Here is a 15719-nt window from a genome sequence, read left to right on the forward strand (position 1 = left end):
GCGATACGCTCGCCTAACTCGCCCCCGCTTTTCCGGCCCCTTCGTCTAGCGGTTAGGACGCGGCCCTTTCACGGCTGAAACACGGGTTCGATTCCCGTAGGGGTCACCAATTCTCGACCTGCCGAGGGCAGGTCGAGCAGATTGATGGCATTTTCGGACTTCCTACTTCGCCGGAATGTCCTTCGGATCGCGGATCACCTGCGCGACCATCCCGTAATCGATCGCTTCCTCGGTGCTCATCCAATGGTTGCGGTGGATGTCCTTGTTGATGCGCTCGACCGGCTGTCCGGTTTCCTCGGCGATGACCTTTACCAGCCGCTCGCGCATGCGCAGGATTTCCTTGGCCTCGATCTCGATGTCCGCCGCCATGCCGCGCACGCCGCCGGCCGGCTGGTGCAGCATGAACCGCGTGTTGGGCAGGCAGAACCGGCGGGCCTTCTCGGCGGCCAGGTAGATGTGGGCGCCGGCACTGGCGACCCAGCCGGTGCCGATCATGTTGATCTGCACGTCGTTGCGCACGAACCGCACCATGTCGTGGATGGTGTCGCCCGATTCGACGTGGCCGCCGGGCGAATTGATATAGATGTCGATCGGCGCGCTGGAGTCGCGGTCGGCGAGCAGCAGCAGCCGCGCGCAAATGTCGCGGGCCAGCCGGTCGTGCACTTCGCCGAAGATCAGAACCTTGCGGGTGCGCAGCAGCTCCGCCTCGATCTTTCCGGCGAAATCGCTGGGGTTCACCTGCGAGTCTTCGGGCATGTCGTCTTGCATGGGATCTCCTGGGTTCGCCCCCTGCCTAACACGGGACCGCGGCGCCTCAAGCGCCGCCCGGCTGAAATGGGATGCGGTCCCTACAACCGCAACCAGGCGACGGCGATGCTGCCGGCCAGGACCAGGGTACTGGCCAGCAGGGCCAGCGCCGCGCTCCACCCGTTGCGGCGCGCATAGGCCAGCGTGACGCCGATCTTCACCGCCATGTTGGCGATGATCGTGCCGCCGATGGCGATGGCCGCCAGTTCCGCCCCGATCAGGTCGGGGGGTAGGCCGCCGGCGGTGACGATCGACGCATCGACGTCCATCGACCCCATCAGGAACAACAGGATCGCGATCCCCTGTTCGCCGAACTGGCCTTGCGCCCAGCGCGCGGCGACGGCGGCGATGGCGATGAACACGACGAAGCCCAACGCCGGAACCAGGGCGATCGGGTTGCCGGGCGGGGCGGGCGCATCGCTCGGCTCGGCCTGACGGTACAGCCACCATCCGGCGACCCAGGCGACGATCAGCGCGGGGGCCAGCAGGATGACGAACGGCAACAGGATGCGGTTGGCAAGGATCGCGACCAGCACGATGACCCGCAGGTACATGACCGCGCTGGCCAGCGCGATTCCGGCCGGCTCCGCGCCGCCGCCCTTGGTCTGGCCAAGCCGCTGGGCCAGCGACTGGGTGACGGCGGTCGAACTGTACGCGCCGCCGATCAACGCGGTGGCGATGGTCCCGTGGCGCGCGCCGAACAGCCGGTTGGCGACATAGCCGGCAAAGGAAAAACCCGTGACGATGATCACCACCCACCATAATTTGGTCGGGTTCCACGCGCCGTACGGCCCCATCTCCTCGTTGGGCAGGAACGGCAGGACGGCCAGCGCGATGATGCCGTACCGGGCGATGGCGTGGATATCGCGTTCTTCCAGCCGGTCGACGAACTGGTGGATTTCGTCCTTCAGCGCCAGGATGAAGACCAGTATCGCCGCCGCCGCCCCGGCCAGCCCGACGTTGCCCAATCCGGCCAGGAAAGCGGCGACCACGGTGACCGCAGCGGCCACCGGGCTGGTCGCGTCGCCGCCGCTGGTCAGTCGCGGGGCATAGGCAATGGCAAGATAGCCGAGCATCGCCAGAAGGATGACCGCGGCGGCGATCGGCTGCGTTTCGGCGACGACGCCGGCAAGCCCCGCGCCAAGGCCGAGCAGCGAAAAGGTGCGCACTCCGGCGACCCGCTTGCCCTCTTTCTGGCGGCGTAGCTTGAAGCCGCGTTCCAGCCCGACGAGCAGGCCGATGGCCAGCCCCGTCGCGGCGCCCAGCCCCTGCTGGGCCCAGGGTTCCAGCCCCTCGATCAAGCGGCGCTCACCGGGCCAGTCTCTCGGCGTGCCAGCGCAGATGGTCGGCCATGAACGTGGAAATGAAATAATAGCTGTGGTCGTACCCCGGCTGCCGGCGCAGCGTCAGCGCGATGCCGGCCTCCGCGCACGCACGCTCCAGCAATTCGGGCTTGAGCTCGGTGTCGAGGAAATCGTCCGCGGTGCCGACGTCGACCAGCAGTTCGCCGACGCGCGCGCCGTCCTCGATCAGAGCCACGGCGTCATGCCGGCGCCAGGCCGCGCGGTCGCCGCCCAGATATCCGCCCAGCGCCTTCTCGCCCCACGGCACCTGCCCCGGCGCGACGATCGGGGCAAAGGCGGACACGCTCCTGAAGCGGTTAGGATGGCGCAGCGCGACGGTCAGCGCCCCGTGGCCGCCCATCGAATGGCCGGTGATCGCCTGCCGCTCCATGTCCGCCGGATATTCCGCCGCGACCAGCGCCGGCAGCTCTTCGGTGACGTACGTCCACATGCGGAAATGCTCGGCCCACGGCGCTTCCGTGGCATCGACGTAAAAGCCCGCGCCCTGCCCGAAATCATACGCCTCGTCGTTGGGCACGCCGTCCCCGCGCGGGCTGGTGTCGGGGGCAACAAGGATCAGCCCGTGCTCGGCGCAGGCGGCGCGATATTCGCCCTTTTCGGTCACGTTGGCGTGGGTGCAGGTCAGCCCGGACAGATACCAGACGACCGGCAGCTTGCCGCCGCCCTCGGCCTGCGGCGGCAGGAAGATCGCGAAGCGCATCGGCGTGCCGGTCGCGCTCGACTGATGCTCGACGACCAGCTGGCGCCCGCCATGGGCCCGGTTCTCGGCAACGACCTTCACTGCTGCGGCCGATGCAGCCCGCACAATTTGTTGCCGTCGGGATCGCGCAGATAGGCCAGGTACAATTTGCCGAACGCATTCTCGCGATAGCCCGGCGGGTCCTCGCACGGCGTGCCGCCGGCCTCGACCCCGCGCTTGTGCCAGGCGTCGACTTCCTCCGGCGTGTCGAACCCGAAACCGATGGTCCCGCCGTTGGCATGGGTCGCCGGCTGGCCGTCGATCGGGCTGGTCAGCATGAACACCGACCCCTTGCGGCCCCAGCTTGCCCGGCCCTTGTCGTCGGTACGGCCTTCCTTGCCGAACAGGGCGTCGTAGAATTTCTTGGCCTTGGGCAGGTCGTTCGATCCGACCATCACGTGCGAATACATGGGGTTGCTCCTTGGGTCATGCGGGGCGGTGGATGGCGCACAGCTTGTTGCCGTCGGGATCGCGGACATAGGCAAGGTGCATCTTGCCCAGGTTGAATTGGCGCTCGCCGGGCGGGCTCTCGATCGAAGTCCCGCCATGTTCGACCGCGACGTCATGGAAACGCAGCACTTGCTCGGGCGAATTGCATTTGAACCCGATCGTGGCCCCGTTGGACACGGTCGCCGGCGCGTCGTTGATCGGCCGGGTGATCGCTAGGACGTTGCCGTTGTGGCGATAGAAAAGCCGCTCGTGCCCGCTTGGCGCGGCGTCGCGAAACGGCTCGCCGGCAAAGCCCAAAGTGCCCAACACCGCGTCGTAGAAGCGCTTGGAAGCGTCGAGGTCGTTACTGCCCAGGACGATGTGATTGAACATCGCGAACCCCTCCCTAGTAGATAACGACGCTGCGGATGCTTTCGCCCGCGTGCATCAAATCGAAGCCCCGGTTGATCTCGTCGAGCGTCAGGACGTGGGTGATCATCGGGTCGATCTGGATCAGCCCGTCCATGTACATGTCGACGATCCCCGGCACGTCGGTGCGGCCCTTGGCGCCGCCGAACGCGGTGCCGCGCCAGTTGCGCCCGGTGACCAGCTGGAACGGCCGCGTGGCGATTTCCTTGCCCGCCTCCGCGACGCCGATGATGATCGACGTGCCCCAGCCGCGGTGACAGCATTCCAGCGCGGTGCGCATGACCTCGGTATTGCCGGTCGCGTCGAACGAATAATCCGCGCCGCCGTCGGTCATCTCGACGATCTTGGCGACGATGTCCTCGCGGCTCATGCCCTTGGTGTTGAGGAAATCGGTCATGCCGAATTGGCGGCCCCACTCCTCGCGGTCGGGATTGACGTCGATGCCGATGATCCTGTTCGCGCCCGCCAGCTTGGCGCCCTGGATCACGTTCAGCCCGATGCCGCCAAGCCCGAAGACGACGACATTGTCGCCCGGCTCGACCTTGGCCGTCTTGGTCACCGCGCCGACGCCGGTGGTCACCCCGCACCCGATGTAGCAACTGGTCTTGAACGGCGCGTCCTCGCGGATCTTCGCCACCGCGATTTCCGGCAGCACGGTGAAGTTCGAAAAGGTCGAACAGCCCATGTAGTGGAAGATGGTCTCGCCCTTGTAGCTGAAGCGGCTGGTGCCGTCGGGCATCAGCCCCTTGCCCTGCGTCGCGCGGATGGCAGTGCACAGGTTCGACTTGCCGGACAGGCAGGTTTTACACTTGCCGCATTCGGGCGTGTACAGCGGAATGACATGGTCGCCCGGCCTGACGCTGGTCACGCCCGGCCCGACCTCGCGGACGATGCCCGCGCCTTCATGGCCCAGGATCGACGGAAAGATGCCCTCGCTGTCGAACCCGTCGAGCGTATAGGCGTCGGTGTGGCAGATGCCGGTCGCCTTGATCTCGACCAGCACTTCGCCCGCCTTAGGGCCGTCCAGGTCGACCTCGACGATCTCCAGCGGCTGCTTGGCTTCGAACGCGACGGCGGCGCGGGTCTTCATGAATTGGTCTCCTGGAAAAAGCTGCGGATCCACCGCCCGACACGGTCCGTATCGTTGGGCGCGTCGAGCGAGTGGAGCAAGGCGTCCGGCTCCGGAAAGGCGTCGCTGCGCGCGCGGATCAAGGCCTTGGCATAAGCGGGCGTGAACTCGGGGTGGAACTGGAAGGATATGGCCGGCCGATCGCGATAGGCCAGCGCCGCGAACGGCGTGAAATTGGATTCGGCGACCACGTCGCTTGCCGGCGGTTGCCGGACCACCTGGTCCTGGTGCGACGCGGGGATGGCCACGCTGCCCTCGCTTTGCATCCACGGTTCCTGCCGAACGACGCGATAGGTGTGCAGCCCGCTGCTCCACCCCTTGGGCGACTTGATGACGTCGCCGCCAAGCGCCTGCGCCATCGCCTGGTGGCCGAAACAGATGCCGACCGTCGGCACGCGCTCGGCCGCGCGGATGAATTCGAACAGCGGCGCGATCCACGGCAACGGGTCGTACACCCCGGCCGGCGACCCGGTGATCATATAGCCCGCGTGCACGTCCGTTTCCGGGAATTCGCCGCGGGTGACGTCGAACTTTTCCATCTCGAACCCGTCCCCGACCAGCCGGCCGAACATGTCGGGGTAATCGCCATATTCCTCGGCCAGCGCGCCCGGCGGGCGGCCGGTTTCCAATACTGCCACTCTCATGCGCCCGCCTTGCCACCACAACGGCGTTCGGCCAAGTTGGCGCGATGCAGAAAAGCCTCGAAGGTCGCCATGCGTTGATCACCGGCGGGGGCAGCGGGATCGGCGCCGCCGCGGCAGTTGCCCTGGGCAATGCGGGCGCCGGCCTGTCGCTGCTCGGCCGGCGCATGGAGCCGCTGGAAAAGGTCGCCGCGCAAACCGGCGGCCGGGCGTTCCAGTGCGACGTGACCGCGGACGGCGCAATCGACCGCGCGTTCGCCGAGGCGCGGTCGGCCAACGGGCCGATCGACATCCTCGTCGTCAATGCCGGGATCGCGGAAAGCGCGCCGTTCCACAAGATGACGCGCGACGCGTGGGACCGGATCATCGGCACCAACCTCACCGCCGCGTTCGACTGCGCCCGCGCCGGCATCGGCGACCTGCTGCAAAGCGACAACGGGCGGCTGGTGTTCATCGCCTCGGTCGCCAGCATCAAGGGCATTCCCTACGCCGCCCATTACGGCGCGTCGAAACATGGCCTGCTCGGCCTCTCGCGCAGCCTGGCGGCGGAATATGCGCGGACCAACCTGACCGTGAACGCGATCTGCCCGGGCTATGTCGACACGCCGATGACCGACCAGTCGGTCGCGCGCGTGGCGCAGGTCACCGGGCGCGACGAAGCCGCGTCGCGCATCGCGATCAAGAACATGAATGCCAGCGGCCGGCTGGTCGATCCCGCGGCCATCGCCAACATGATCCTGATGCTGTGCCTGCCGCTTTCGCGCGACATCACCGGCGCCGCGCTGACCATCGACGGCGGCACCAGCGCGTGACCTTCGACGCGGCGACGTTCGCCCCCGCCCATTTCCTGTGGGACTTCGCCGACGGCGTCGCGACGATCACGCTCAACCGGCCGGAACGCAAGAATCCGCTGACGTTCGAAAGCTATGACGAACTGCGCAACACGTTCCGCGCGCTCGCCGACGCCCCCGACGTCAAGGTCGTCGTCTTCACCGGCGCTGGCGGCAACTTCTGCTCGGGCGGCGACGTCCACGAAATCATCGGCCCGCTGACCCGCATGGACCGCGACGGCCTGCTCGACTTCACCCGCATGACCGGCGACCTCGTCCGCGCGATGCGGGCCTGTCCGCAACCCGTCATTGCCGCGGTCGAAGGCATTTGCGCCGGGGCCGGGGCGATCATCGCCATGGCCAGCGACCTGCGCCTTGCCGCGCCGGACGCGAAAGTCGCTTTCCTGTTCACCCGCGTCGGCCTGTCCGGCGCGGACATGGGCGCCTGCGCCATGCTGCCGCGGATCGTCGGCCACGGCCGTGCCGCCGACCTGTTGTACACGGGCCGCAGCCTGCCCGCCGGCGAAGGCCATGCCTGGGGCTTCTGGAACCGGCTCAGCGACACCGTGCTGGCCGACGCGCAGGCGCTGGCCCGCGACCTCGCCGGCGGGCCGTCGCGGGCGCATTCGGTGACGAAGCGGCAGCTCGATGCCGAATGGCATGTGTCGATCGACCAGGCGATCGAAATGGAAGCGGTGGCGCAGGCCGACCTCATGCAGACCAGGGATTTCACCCGCGCCTACGAAGCCTTCGCCGCCCGGCAAAGGCCGGTGTTCCAGGGCGACTGATGGGCTGTCCTACACCGCGCCACTTGGGCTACCGGACGGGGATGGCCATTTCGTCATCCGCTGCCGCCTCGCGCGCGTATGTCAGTGCGACTTTTGCGACTTTTGGCCGTGGCTGACCGCACCTTCCTGTCGTGGCCGTTCTTCGAATCGCGGCATCGCGACCTCGCCGATTCGATCGACGCATGGTGCGCAACCAACCTCGACGACGGCGAAGCGTCCGACCCGGCCGAAGCGTGCCGTTCGCTGGTCGCCGACCTGGGCGCCGCGGGCTTCCTCAAGCTCGCCGTTTCGGACGGCGATTCGCGGCCCGACGTGCGCAGCCTGGCGATCGCCCGCGAAACGCTCGCTCGCCACGGTGCCCTCGCCGATTTCGCCTTCGCCATGCAGGGGCTGGGTTCGGGCGCGATCTCGCTGTTCGGAACGCTGCAGCAAAAGCGCGACTGGCTGCCGAAGGTCGCGGCGGGCGACGCCATCGCCGCCTTTGCGATGACCGAACCGGCCAGCGGATCGGACGCGGCCAACCTGCAGATGACCGCCGAACGGATCGGCGACGACTGGGAATTGATCGGCGAGAAAACCTATATTTCCAACGGCGGCATCGCCGACTTTTACGTCACCTTCGCGCGCACCGGCGATGAAGACGGCGCGCGCGGCCTGTCGGCCTTTATCGTCCCCGCCGATTCCGACGGACTCGGCGTCGCGGAACAGATTGAGGTGATCTCGCCGCATCCGTTGGCGCGCCTGCATTACGACAAGGTGCGCGTGCCCGCCGCGGCGATGATCGGCGAACCGGGCGAAGGCTTTCGCATCGGCATGGAAACCCTGAACCTGTTTCGCGTCACGGTCGGCGCGGCGGCGCTCGGTTTCGCCCGCCGCGCGCTCGATGAAGCGGTGCGCTTTGCCGGCGACCGCCGGCTCGGCCGCGGGACGCTGGCCGACAATGCGGTGACCAAATCGAAGCTCGGCGACATGGCGACGCTGGTCGATGCATCGGCGCTGCTTATCTACCGCGCCGCGTGGCAACAGGACGTCGGCGGCCAGGACCACCGCCGCGCCGCGGCAATGGCGAAACTGCACGCCACCGAAGCCGCGCAGCAGGTGATCGACGCGGCGGTGCAATTGCACGGCGGCGCGGGCGTCACCCGCGGGGTCAAGGTCGAAGAACTGTATCGCGACATCCGCGCGCTGCGCATTTACGAAGGCGCCAGCGAAGTGCAGCGGCAGATCATTGCCAAGGATATCTTGCGAGAGGCGGGGCTATGAAGATCCTCAAACCGGGCGGTTGGCCGCGGCCCAAGGGCTATGCCAACGGCATCTCCACGTCCGGCCGGCTGATCTTCACCGCCGGGGTGATCGGCTGGGACGAAAACGAATCCGTCGTCAGCCACGTTTTCGAAAAGCAGTTCGACAAGACGCTCGAAAACATCCTCGCCATCCTGGCCGAAGACGGCGCGCGCGCGGACCATATCGTGCGCCTGACCATCTACGTTACCGACAAGGTCGAATATCTTGCCCGCCGCGACGAAATCGCGCCGATCTGGAAGGCGCGCATGGGCGACCATTATCCGGCCATCGCGCTGGTCGAGGTAAAAGGCCTGCTCAACAGCGCGGCCAAGGTCGAAATCGAAGCCACGGCGGTGGTGCCCGAATGACCGCATCGCGCACCGGGGGATGCCTGTGCGGCGCGGTCCGATTCACCGCGGCCGGCGCCCCCTACCGCGTCGGCACGTGCCATTGCCTCGATTGCCGCAAGCATCACGGCGCCGTCTTCTTCGCCGCCGCGATGTTTCCGCGCGACGCGGTCACCGTCACCGGCGCGACGCGCGCTTACGAAGGCCGGCATTTCTGCCCCGAATGCGGATCGTCGGTGTTCGGCCTGTACGACGACAGCGAGATTGAAATTAACCTCGGCGCGTTCGACGAGCCCAGCCAGTTCGCCCCGACCTACGAAAGCTGGACGGTGCGCCGCGAAGACTGGCTTCCGGCGTTTGACGGGACGACGCGCTTCGACGGCAACCGCAGCGGCACCGGGCACTGGCAGGACTGATGCGCGACCGGTTCGTCGAACAGCGCCTGCCGCCGCCGGACCAGCTTCCGGAATTCCGTTTCGACCTGCCGGAACTGCGCTATCCCGAACGGCTCAACGCCGCCGCCGAATTGCTCGCCGGCGGGCAGCCGGATGCGTTGGCCTTCGTCAATGCGCACGGGCGCTGGACGTACCGCGACCTCGACGATTTTTCCGGCCGCATCGCGCGCCTGCTGGTCGATGAAGACGGGCTCGTCCCGGGCAACCGCGTGTTCCTGCGCGGACCCAATTGCTACACCATGGTCGCCGCGTGGCTCGGCGTGCTCAAGGCTGGCGGAATTGCCGTCGCGACCATGTCGCTGCTGCGCGCCGGCGAAATGGCGACCGTCATCGACCGCGCCCAGATTTCGCACGCCATCGTCGATTCGCGCTTCATCGGCGATTTCCGCGACGCGCAGGACCAGACCCACGCGATCAAGCATGTCGTCCGGTACGACGGCGACTACGGCAAGGGGGAATTGGAAACCCGCACGGCGGGCCTCGACCCGCTTCCGCCCGCCGACACCGGCCGCGACGATCCGGCGCTGATCGCATTCACCAGCGGGACCACCGGCATTCCGAAGGGCTGCGTCCAGTTTCATCGCGACGTGCTCGCGCCGTGCGACAGCTTCGCGCGCCATCTCGTCGGGATGAAACCGGGCGACATCGCGCTGACCTCCGCGCCGCTCGCCTTCACTTTCGGGCTCGGCGCGGGCGTCCTGTTTCCGCTGCGCGCCGGGGCGGCCTGCGCGACGGTCGAACAGCCAAGCCCGCAGGCGATGCTGGAAGCGATCGCGACGTTCGGCGTCACGCACCTCGGCACCGCGCCGACCGCCTACAAGGCGATGCTGTCGCAACCCGGCCTTGATGCCGCGCTCAAGTCGCTGCGCTATTGCCTGTCCGCCGGCGAACACTTGCCCGAAGCGACGTGGCAGGCTTGGCGGGACCGGACCGGGATCGCCATCACCGACGGGATCGGGTCGACCGAACTGATGCACATCTTCGTCTCGGCCGCGGGCGACGACATTCGTCCCGGCGCCACCGGCAAGGCCGTGCCCGGCTACGAAGCGGCGGTGCTCGACGACGATGGCCAGCCTGTTGCGGAGGGCGTCGGCCGGCTCGCGATAAAGGGCCCGACCGGCTGCCGCTATCTCGATGACCCGCGTCAGGCGGACTATGTCAGCGACGGCTGGAACATCACCGGCGACACCTACCGCCGCGATGCCGACGGCTATTACTGGTACCTCGCGCGAAGCGACGACATGATCGTCAGCTCGGGCTACAATATCGGCGCTCCGGAAGTCGAAAACGCGCTGCTTGCCCACCCGGCAGTCGCCGAATGCGCGGTGGTCGGCGCGCCCTGCGCCGAACGCGGGCAAAAGGTGAAGGCGTTCATCGTCCTCGCCGACTTCGCCGAACCGAGCGAGGAGCTGGCGCAGAAGCTCCAGGATTTCGTCAAGGACCGGATCGCGCCGTACAAATATCCGCGCGCGATCGAATTCGTCGATGCCCTGCCCAAGACGGCGACCGGCAAGCTGCGCCGGATGGACCTGCGCACCCCGGACTGACGTACCGCCTCAAGCGGCGGACGTATCCTCGGGCTCGATGACGCCGACGATGATGTCGTCCTTGCCGATGCACTGGACGTTCTGTTCGGTCAGCACGCGCAGCACCTTGTCGATGCTGCCCCGCCGGGCCGCGCCGCCACCGTTGCCGCTTTCCAGCCGGTGGATCGTCGATCGCGCGATGCCGGCCTCTTCCGCCAACCGGTCCGCCGACCAGTTGAGCAGCGACCGCGCCGCCCGCAGCGCCGCCGGGGAAATGTCGCTGAACTTGTCCGCCGGCAGGATCCGCTCCGACCCGCCGGACCGCGATGGCCGCATCGGTCCCGCGATCGCCAGGATCAGGCCCATCCACTTGGTGGGCTCGCCGTCCGGCCCTGCGACCGGCAGGCCGCGGGCGTTGAACCAGCGGTAGATGCCGTCGGCGCAGCGGACGCGGTAATCGGTGTTGTAGTGCGAACAATGCGTCACCGCGGTCGACCATGCCGCCCGCACCCGCTCGAGGTCGTCCGGGTGGAGGGCGTCCATCCAGCCGTCGCCTTCCGCCTCGCTTTCGCTTTGCCCGGTCAGCGCGGACCATTCCGGCACGTTGAGCACATACCCGTCCGCATTGACCACCCACGTCGCGGCCGCGGTCTCGCGAACGAACCGCCGGATATCGTCACAATCGATCTCACGCCACGGCATTACAGCCCCTTCGCCATATGGGCGATATGACGCATTTCGAGACCCAAATGCAACAGATACGTTCGTTTAGAACAAAAAGACCATTGTAATAGCACAAAATATCCTTTATCGGCACATGGACTCGCATCAAACGCTTCATTTTGCTTCGACCATGCCGAGGGCCGACGCGGAAGTGCTGGGTGGAAGCGGCTGATCTGCAAGCCGGCGTTAACGCCAATTCGCAGTGCGTGAAGTGCTTGAAGTTAACCGCTCGGCCTTTTTTTGGAGACGATCATGGCCAATCGGCTGCTTCGGTTGATGCCGGAGGAAATTCGCAGGGAATTGTACCAGGCGGGCAGCGAGTTCCGGCTCGGCGTGGGGGAAACCATTCCCTCCGAAAGCCTGGGCGGGACGTTCGTCTTCGTCGTCGATCATGGTGTCGCCAGCAAGTTCGTCCGCTCGGAATGGGGCAATTATTCGGAAGTCGGCATGGTCGGGCCGGAAGGGCTGTTCCCGATCTGCGGATTGCTGGAAGTCCCGGCCGCGCCGCACGTGGTAATTTCCCAGATCGGCGAACTGCGCGGACGGCGCATCCGGACACGCGAATTCCATTCGATCATCAACGAATCGTCCGAAGCGTGCATCCTTGTCCGCAAGTATATCTACGCGTTCCTGACGCAGATCGCGTCCAACATCATGGCGGCGGAACAGGATACGGTGGAAAAGCGCATCGCGCGCTGGCTGCTGATGTGCCACGCCGGATCGACGGCGATGAGATCGCGATCACCCACGACACGCTGGCTCAGATGGCGTTCGCGCAACGGCCGACGGTGACCAACATCCTCAACGCCATGCAGGCGGCCGGCCGGATCGAATTGTCGCGCGGCAAGATCACCGTGATCGACCGCGACGCGCTGCGCCACACGGCTGCAGGGTCCTACGGATTGCCGGAGGCTTATTGGTGCGCGCAGATCGGCCCGTACCGGTTCGGCGCCACTCCTGACGATTCCTCGATCGCGGCCTGATACGGCGGCGCGGCTGGAGCTATTGCTCCAGCCGCTTGAGCGGCAGGGAAACGACGGCCCTGTAGCCGGTATCGGTCCGACCGCCCTCGATGCCGCCGTCCATCAATGCGATCATCCGCTTCATCAGGCTGACGCCCTGTCCGCTCGACGGAGCGGTCAGCGGCGCTTCGTCCTTGACGTCGAACCGCTCGGTCCAGTGCAACTCGACCGCGTCGCCGGCGACGCTGGCGTGGGCCTCGACCTCGCCGCCGCGGCCAAGCGAGCCGTATTTAACGCTGTTGGTGGCCAGCTCGCCGATCACCAGCGCCAGCACCCGGGCCCCCTGTTCGCCCAGCCGCACGTGGTCGCCGCCGCACTGAACCGCGCCGTTGGACGTATTGAACGCCGCCAGCGTACGGGCGCACAAGTCCTTCAAGGTCATGCTGCCGTCGACATCGAGCAGATGGGCCTGGACTTCGGCAAGGTGATTGAGCCGGGTGGCGATCTCCAGCCCGAACTGCCGGTGCTCGGGGGCCTCGCGGGTCGCTCCCATCACCAATGCCGCGCCGATCGCGTGCGCGTTGCGCAGGCGGTGGCGCATTTCCGCGGCGATGGTCTCAAGCTGCTGTTCGCGGCGAAAGCGGTCGGAAATATCGCGCGACGTCGACAGGATGCCGGCAACCGCACCATCGCCGCCGCGAATCGGGGAGACCGTGACTTCCCACCAGCGGGGATCGCCTTTCGCTGTCGGGCAAAAGGCTTCGAACCGGCTTGCCCGGCCGTCGCGGGCCTCGCCAAGCGACTGTTGCACCGCGCCCTGCGATTCCGTCGGCCACAAGCTGTGCCACGGCTGGCCGGCGAAGTCGGCGAAATCGTCGATCTGCATCGCCTTCTTGCCATTGCAGTTCATGAACTGCAGCGACCCGTCGGTGCCGATCACCTTGATGCAATCGTCGCTCTGGTCGAGCATGCTCAACACCACCGATGCCATCGGCAGCCCGGCGAGATCGAAATACTGCAGCGCGCCGGCCTCTTCGTGCTCGGGCGCCCGGCCAACCTGGCACAGCATCGGCGGCGTGGTCGCCGTCAAAGCCGGATTTTGCATGATGGGAAGGGTCCTCGTTTCGCGTAACTTAAAATCCGCTGCAATTTCGCGCATTTACGCGATCCTTGCACAGATTTGAAGGCGCTTTAGGCCGCGCTGGTTGAACGGCTGCTGTCCGCTCCGCGACGGTCTATTCGAATTCCACGATGACCTGGTCGACGGCGACACTGTCGCCAGCCTTGACAGGCACTGCCTTGACCGTCGCGGCCTTGGGCGCGCGCAGGATGTTTTCCATCTTCATCGCTTCCATCACCGCGACCGGCTGGCCGGGCTCCACGGTGTCGCCCGTTGCAACGTCGAGCCTGGTGACCAGCCCGGGCATCGGGGCCAGCAGCAGCCGGGACAGGTCCGGCGCGGGCTTTTCGATCATATGCTGCGACAGGCGCGCGACATGCGGCGGCATCACCTGCACCTCATGCGTCGCGCCATGCGTGTTGATCGACCAGGATCGGCCGTCGCGGATCACCTTGACGATGCGCCGGCGCCCGTCGACCGACACCGACAGCAGCCGCTGACCCGGCGACCAGCGCCCGACGATGTCGATGGTGTCGCTGCCGTCGAGCACCGCCAGCGTCCCGCCTTCGTAGCGCTCGATCCGCACGCTGTGCTGCTTGCCGTCGACGATCACCACGCGCTCGCTGGCCGGAGTGATCGATGGACCCAGCTGGCTGTCGATGGCCGCGTTGCGCTCTTCGCCGATGGCGCCGATCATCCCCCCGATCACCGCAATGTCGGACAGCAATTGCGCATCCGCCGGCGCGCCCGCGAAGCCGTCGGAATATTCCTCGGCGATGAAGTTGGTGGTGATGTCGCCGCTGCGGAAACGCTTGTGCTGCATCAATGCGGACAGGAAATCGACATTGTCGCCGATACCGTCGAGCTCGAAGCTGTCGAGCGCGGCGATCTGCGCGTCGATCGCGGCCTTGCGGTCGGGGCCCCAGGTGATCAGCTTGGCGACCATCGGGTCGTAAAACATGCTGATCTCGGAGCCTTCGGTGACGCCGTCGTCCACGCGCACGACGACCTCGTCGGTGCGCGTCGCCGGCGGCTGCGTGTAGCGGGTCAGCCGCCCCGTCGACGGCAGGAAGCCGCGATATGGGTCCTCGGCATAGACGCGCGTTTCCATCGCCCAGCCGTTGAGCTTCACGTCGTCCTGACCAAAGCCGAGCTTCTCGCCGGCGGCGACGCGGATCATCTGTTCAACGAGATCAAGTCCGGTCACTTCCTCGGTCACCGGATGCTCGACCTGCAGCCGGGTGTTCATTTCGAGGAAATAGAAACTTGTGCCGCTGGTGTCGGCGCCATTGACGATCAGTTCGACCGTACCGGCGGAATAGTATCCGACAGCCTGTGCCAGCGCGACGGCCTGTTCGCCCATCGCCTTGCGCATCGCCGGCGTGACGAACGGGGAGGGCGCTTCTTCGACCACCTTCTGGTGGCGACGCTGGATCGAACATTCGCGCTCGCCGAGGTAGAGCACGGTGCCGTGCTGGTCGCCCAGCACCTGGATTTCGATGTGGCGCGGCTGCTCGATGAATTTCTCGATGAACACGCGGTCGTCGCCAAAGCTGTTGAGGCCCTCGCGCTTGACGCTGTCGAAGCCTTCGCGGACGTCCTTTTCGCCCCACGCCAGCCGCATGCCCTTGCCGCCGCCGCCGGCAGACGCCTTCATCATCACCGGGTAACCGATTTCGCCGGCGATCTTCACCGCCTCGTCGGTGGTGGCGATGTCGCCAAGGTAGCCGGGCACGACATTGACCCCGGCCTTTTGCGCCAGCTTCTTGGATTCGATCTTGTCGCCCATCGCCGCGATGGCGTTCGGCGGCGGCCCGATGAAGGCGATGTTCTCGGCGGCGAGGGCCTTGGCGAAGCTCTCGCGCTCCGACAGGAAGCCGTAGCCGGGATGCACCGCCTCCGCGCCCGTCGCCTTGCAGGCGTCGATGATCAGTTCGGCCTTGAGATAGGATTCGCTTGCAGGGGCCGGCCCCAACCGCACGCTTTCATCCGCCATCTTCACGTGCGGCGCACGGGCGTCGGCGTCGGAATAAACGGCGACGGTCTTGATGCCCATACGCTTGGCGGTGCGGATCACCCGGCAGGCGATTTCGCCGCGATTGGCGATCAGGATTTTCTTGAACATGGACGGAGTGCCTAGCGTCCG

18 protein-coding genes and 1 tRNA gene are annotated in these 15719 nt (G+C 66.6%); 9 read left to right on the plus strand and 10 right to left on the minus strand.

Annotated elements, in window-relative coordinates:
• The first annotated feature begins 34 nt into the window (after nucleotides 1-34).
• Nucleotides 35-109 (plus strand) — tRNA-Glu (locus tag H8M03_RS09260).
• A 53-nt stretch (nucleotides 110-162) separates the two neighbouring features.
• On the opposite strand, the gene H8M03_RS09265 is transcribed toward H8M03_RS09260, so the two are convergent.
• The 7 genes from H8M03_RS09265 to H8M03_RS09295 form a co-directional block, all read right to left on the minus strand.
• Nucleotides 163-768, minus strand: a complete 606-nt coding sequence (locus tag H8M03_RS09265; protein ID WP_187479162.1) for an ATP-dependent Clp protease proteolytic subunit — start codon at nucleotides 766-768, stop codon at nucleotides 163-165.
• Nucleotides 769-848: 80 nt separating this feature from the next.
• Complete coding sequence (locus H8M03_RS09270; protein ID WP_187479163.1) at nucleotides 849-2108, minus strand: MgtC/SapB family protein; 1260 nt, start codon at nucleotides 2106-2108, stop codon at nucleotides 849-851.
• Nucleotides 2109-2115: 7 nt separating this feature from the next.
• A complete protein-coding gene (gene fghA / locus H8M03_RS09275) occupies nucleotides 2116-2976 on the minus strand; it encodes an S-formylglutathione hydrolase (RefSeq protein ID WP_425506844.1) in 861 nt (286 codons plus the stop codon).
• Nucleotides 2949-3320 (minus strand): VOC family protein, encoded by a 372-nt coding sequence (locus H8M03_RS09280; RefSeq protein ID WP_187479164.1) that lies wholly within the window; start codon nucleotides 3318-3320, stop codon nucleotides 2949-2951. The genes fghA and H8M03_RS09280 overlap by 28 nt, the downstream gene beginning before the upstream one ends.
• A 16-nt stretch (nucleotides 3321-3336) precedes the next feature.
• Nucleotides 3337-3732 carry a VOC family protein gene (locus H8M03_RS09285; RefSeq protein WP_187479165.1) on the minus strand — a complete coding sequence of 132 codons (396 nt, stop codon included), beginning with the start codon at nucleotides 3730-3732 and terminating at the stop codon, nucleotides 3337-3339.
• Nucleotides 3733-3745: 13 nt separating this feature from the next.
• Nucleotides 3746-4858, minus strand: a complete 1113-nt coding sequence (locus H8M03_RS09290; protein ID WP_187479166.1) for an S-(hydroxymethyl)glutathione dehydrogenase/class III alcohol dehydrogenase — start codon at nucleotides 4856-4858, stop codon at nucleotides 3746-3748.
• Nucleotides 4855-5535, minus strand: coding sequence for a type 1 glutamine amidotransferase (locus H8M03_RS09295; protein WP_222931869.1), 681 nt, complete (start codon nucleotides 5533-5535; stop codon nucleotides 4855-4857). Before H8M03_RS09295 ends, H8M03_RS09290 begins: the two co-directional genes overlap by 4 nt.
• A gap of 50 nt (nucleotides 5536-5585) precedes the next feature.
• Here H8M03_RS09295 and H8M03_RS12615 point away from each other — a divergent pair, with 50 nt between their 5' ends.
• The 6 genes from H8M03_RS12615 to H8M03_RS09320 all read left to right on the plus strand — a co-directional run bounded on the left by H8M03_RS12615 (nucleotide 5586) and on the right by H8M03_RS09320 (nucleotide 10789).
• Nucleotides 5586-6350 (plus strand): SDR family NAD(P)-dependent oxidoreductase, encoded by a 765-nt coding sequence (locus H8M03_RS12615; protein ID WP_222931870.1) that lies wholly within the window; start codon nucleotides 5586-5588, stop codon nucleotides 6348-6350.
• Nucleotides 6347-7156, plus strand: coding sequence for an enoyl-CoA hydratase family protein (locus H8M03_RS12620; protein WP_222931871.1), 810 nt, complete (start codon nucleotides 6347-6349; stop codon nucleotides 7154-7156). Before H8M03_RS12615 ends, H8M03_RS12620 begins: the two co-directional genes overlap by 4 nt.
• A 108-nt stretch (nucleotides 7157-7264) precedes the next feature.
• On the plus strand, nucleotides 7265-8419 hold the full coding sequence (locus H8M03_RS09305; RefSeq protein WP_187479169.1) for an acyl-CoA dehydrogenase family protein: 1155 nt from the start codon (nucleotides 7265-7267) through the stop codon (nucleotides 8417-8419).
• Nucleotides 8416-8808 (plus strand): RidA family protein, encoded by a 393-nt coding sequence (locus tag H8M03_RS09310; protein ID WP_187479170.1) that lies wholly within the window; start codon nucleotides 8416-8418, stop codon nucleotides 8806-8808. Before H8M03_RS09305 ends, H8M03_RS09310 begins: the two co-directional genes overlap by 4 nt.
• Nucleotides 8805-9203 (plus strand): GFA family protein, encoded by a 399-nt coding sequence (locus tag H8M03_RS09315; protein ID WP_187479171.1) that lies wholly within the window; start codon nucleotides 8805-8807, stop codon nucleotides 9201-9203. Before H8M03_RS09310 ends, H8M03_RS09315 begins: the two co-directional genes overlap by 4 nt.
• A complete protein-coding gene (locus tag H8M03_RS09320) occupies nucleotides 9203-10789 on the plus strand; it encodes an AMP-binding protein (RefSeq protein WP_187479172.1) in 1587 nt (528 codons plus the stop codon). Before H8M03_RS09315 ends, H8M03_RS09320 begins: the two co-directional genes overlap by 1 nt.
• A 9-nt stretch (nucleotides 10790-10798) precedes the next feature.
• Here the strand turns inward: H8M03_RS09320 and H8M03_RS09325 are convergent, their stop codons facing one another.
• A complete protein-coding gene (locus H8M03_RS09325) occupies nucleotides 10799-11470 on the minus strand; it encodes a PAS domain-containing protein (protein WP_187479173.1) in 672 nt (223 codons plus the stop codon).
• 273 nt (nucleotides 11471-11743) lie between these two features.
• Here H8M03_RS09325 and H8M03_RS09330 point away from each other — a divergent pair, with 273 nt between their 5' ends.
• The gene (locus H8M03_RS09330; RefSeq protein ID WP_187479174.1) at nucleotides 11744-12283 is read left to right on the plus strand and encodes a cyclic nucleotide-binding domain-containing protein; all 540 of its coding nucleotides are present in this window, start codon (nucleotides 11744-11746) and stop codon (nucleotides 12281-12283) included.
• On the plus strand, nucleotides 12256-12474 hold the full coding sequence (locus H8M03_RS09335; protein ID WP_187479175.1) for a helix-turn-helix domain-containing protein: 219 nt from the start codon (nucleotides 12256-12258) through the stop codon (nucleotides 12472-12474). Before H8M03_RS09330 ends, H8M03_RS09335 begins: the two co-directional genes overlap by 28 nt.
• 19 nt (nucleotides 12475-12493) lie before the next feature.
• On the opposite strand, the gene H8M03_RS09340 is transcribed toward H8M03_RS09335, so the two are convergent.
• Both H8M03_RS09340 and H8M03_RS09345 read right to left on the minus strand, forming a co-directional pair.
• Nucleotides 12494-13558, minus strand: a complete 1065-nt coding sequence (locus H8M03_RS09340) for a PAS domain-containing protein (protein WP_187479176.1) — start codon at nucleotides 13556-13558, stop codon at nucleotides 12494-12496.
• A 130-nt stretch (nucleotides 13559-13688) separates the two neighbouring features.
• Nucleotides 13689-15698 carry an acetyl-CoA carboxylase biotin carboxylase subunit gene (locus tag H8M03_RS09345; protein WP_187479177.1) on the minus strand — a complete coding sequence of 670 codons (2010 nt, stop codon included), beginning with the start codon at nucleotides 15696-15698 and terminating at the stop codon, nucleotides 13689-13691.
• Nucleotides 15699-15719 lie beyond the last annotated feature (21 nt).

The sequence above is a fragment of the Sphingomonas sabuli genome (genome assembly GCF_014352855.1).
Classification (GTDB): Bacteria; Pseudomonadota; Alphaproteobacteria; order Sphingomonadales; family Sphingomonadaceae; genus Sphingomicrobium; species Sphingomicrobium sabuli.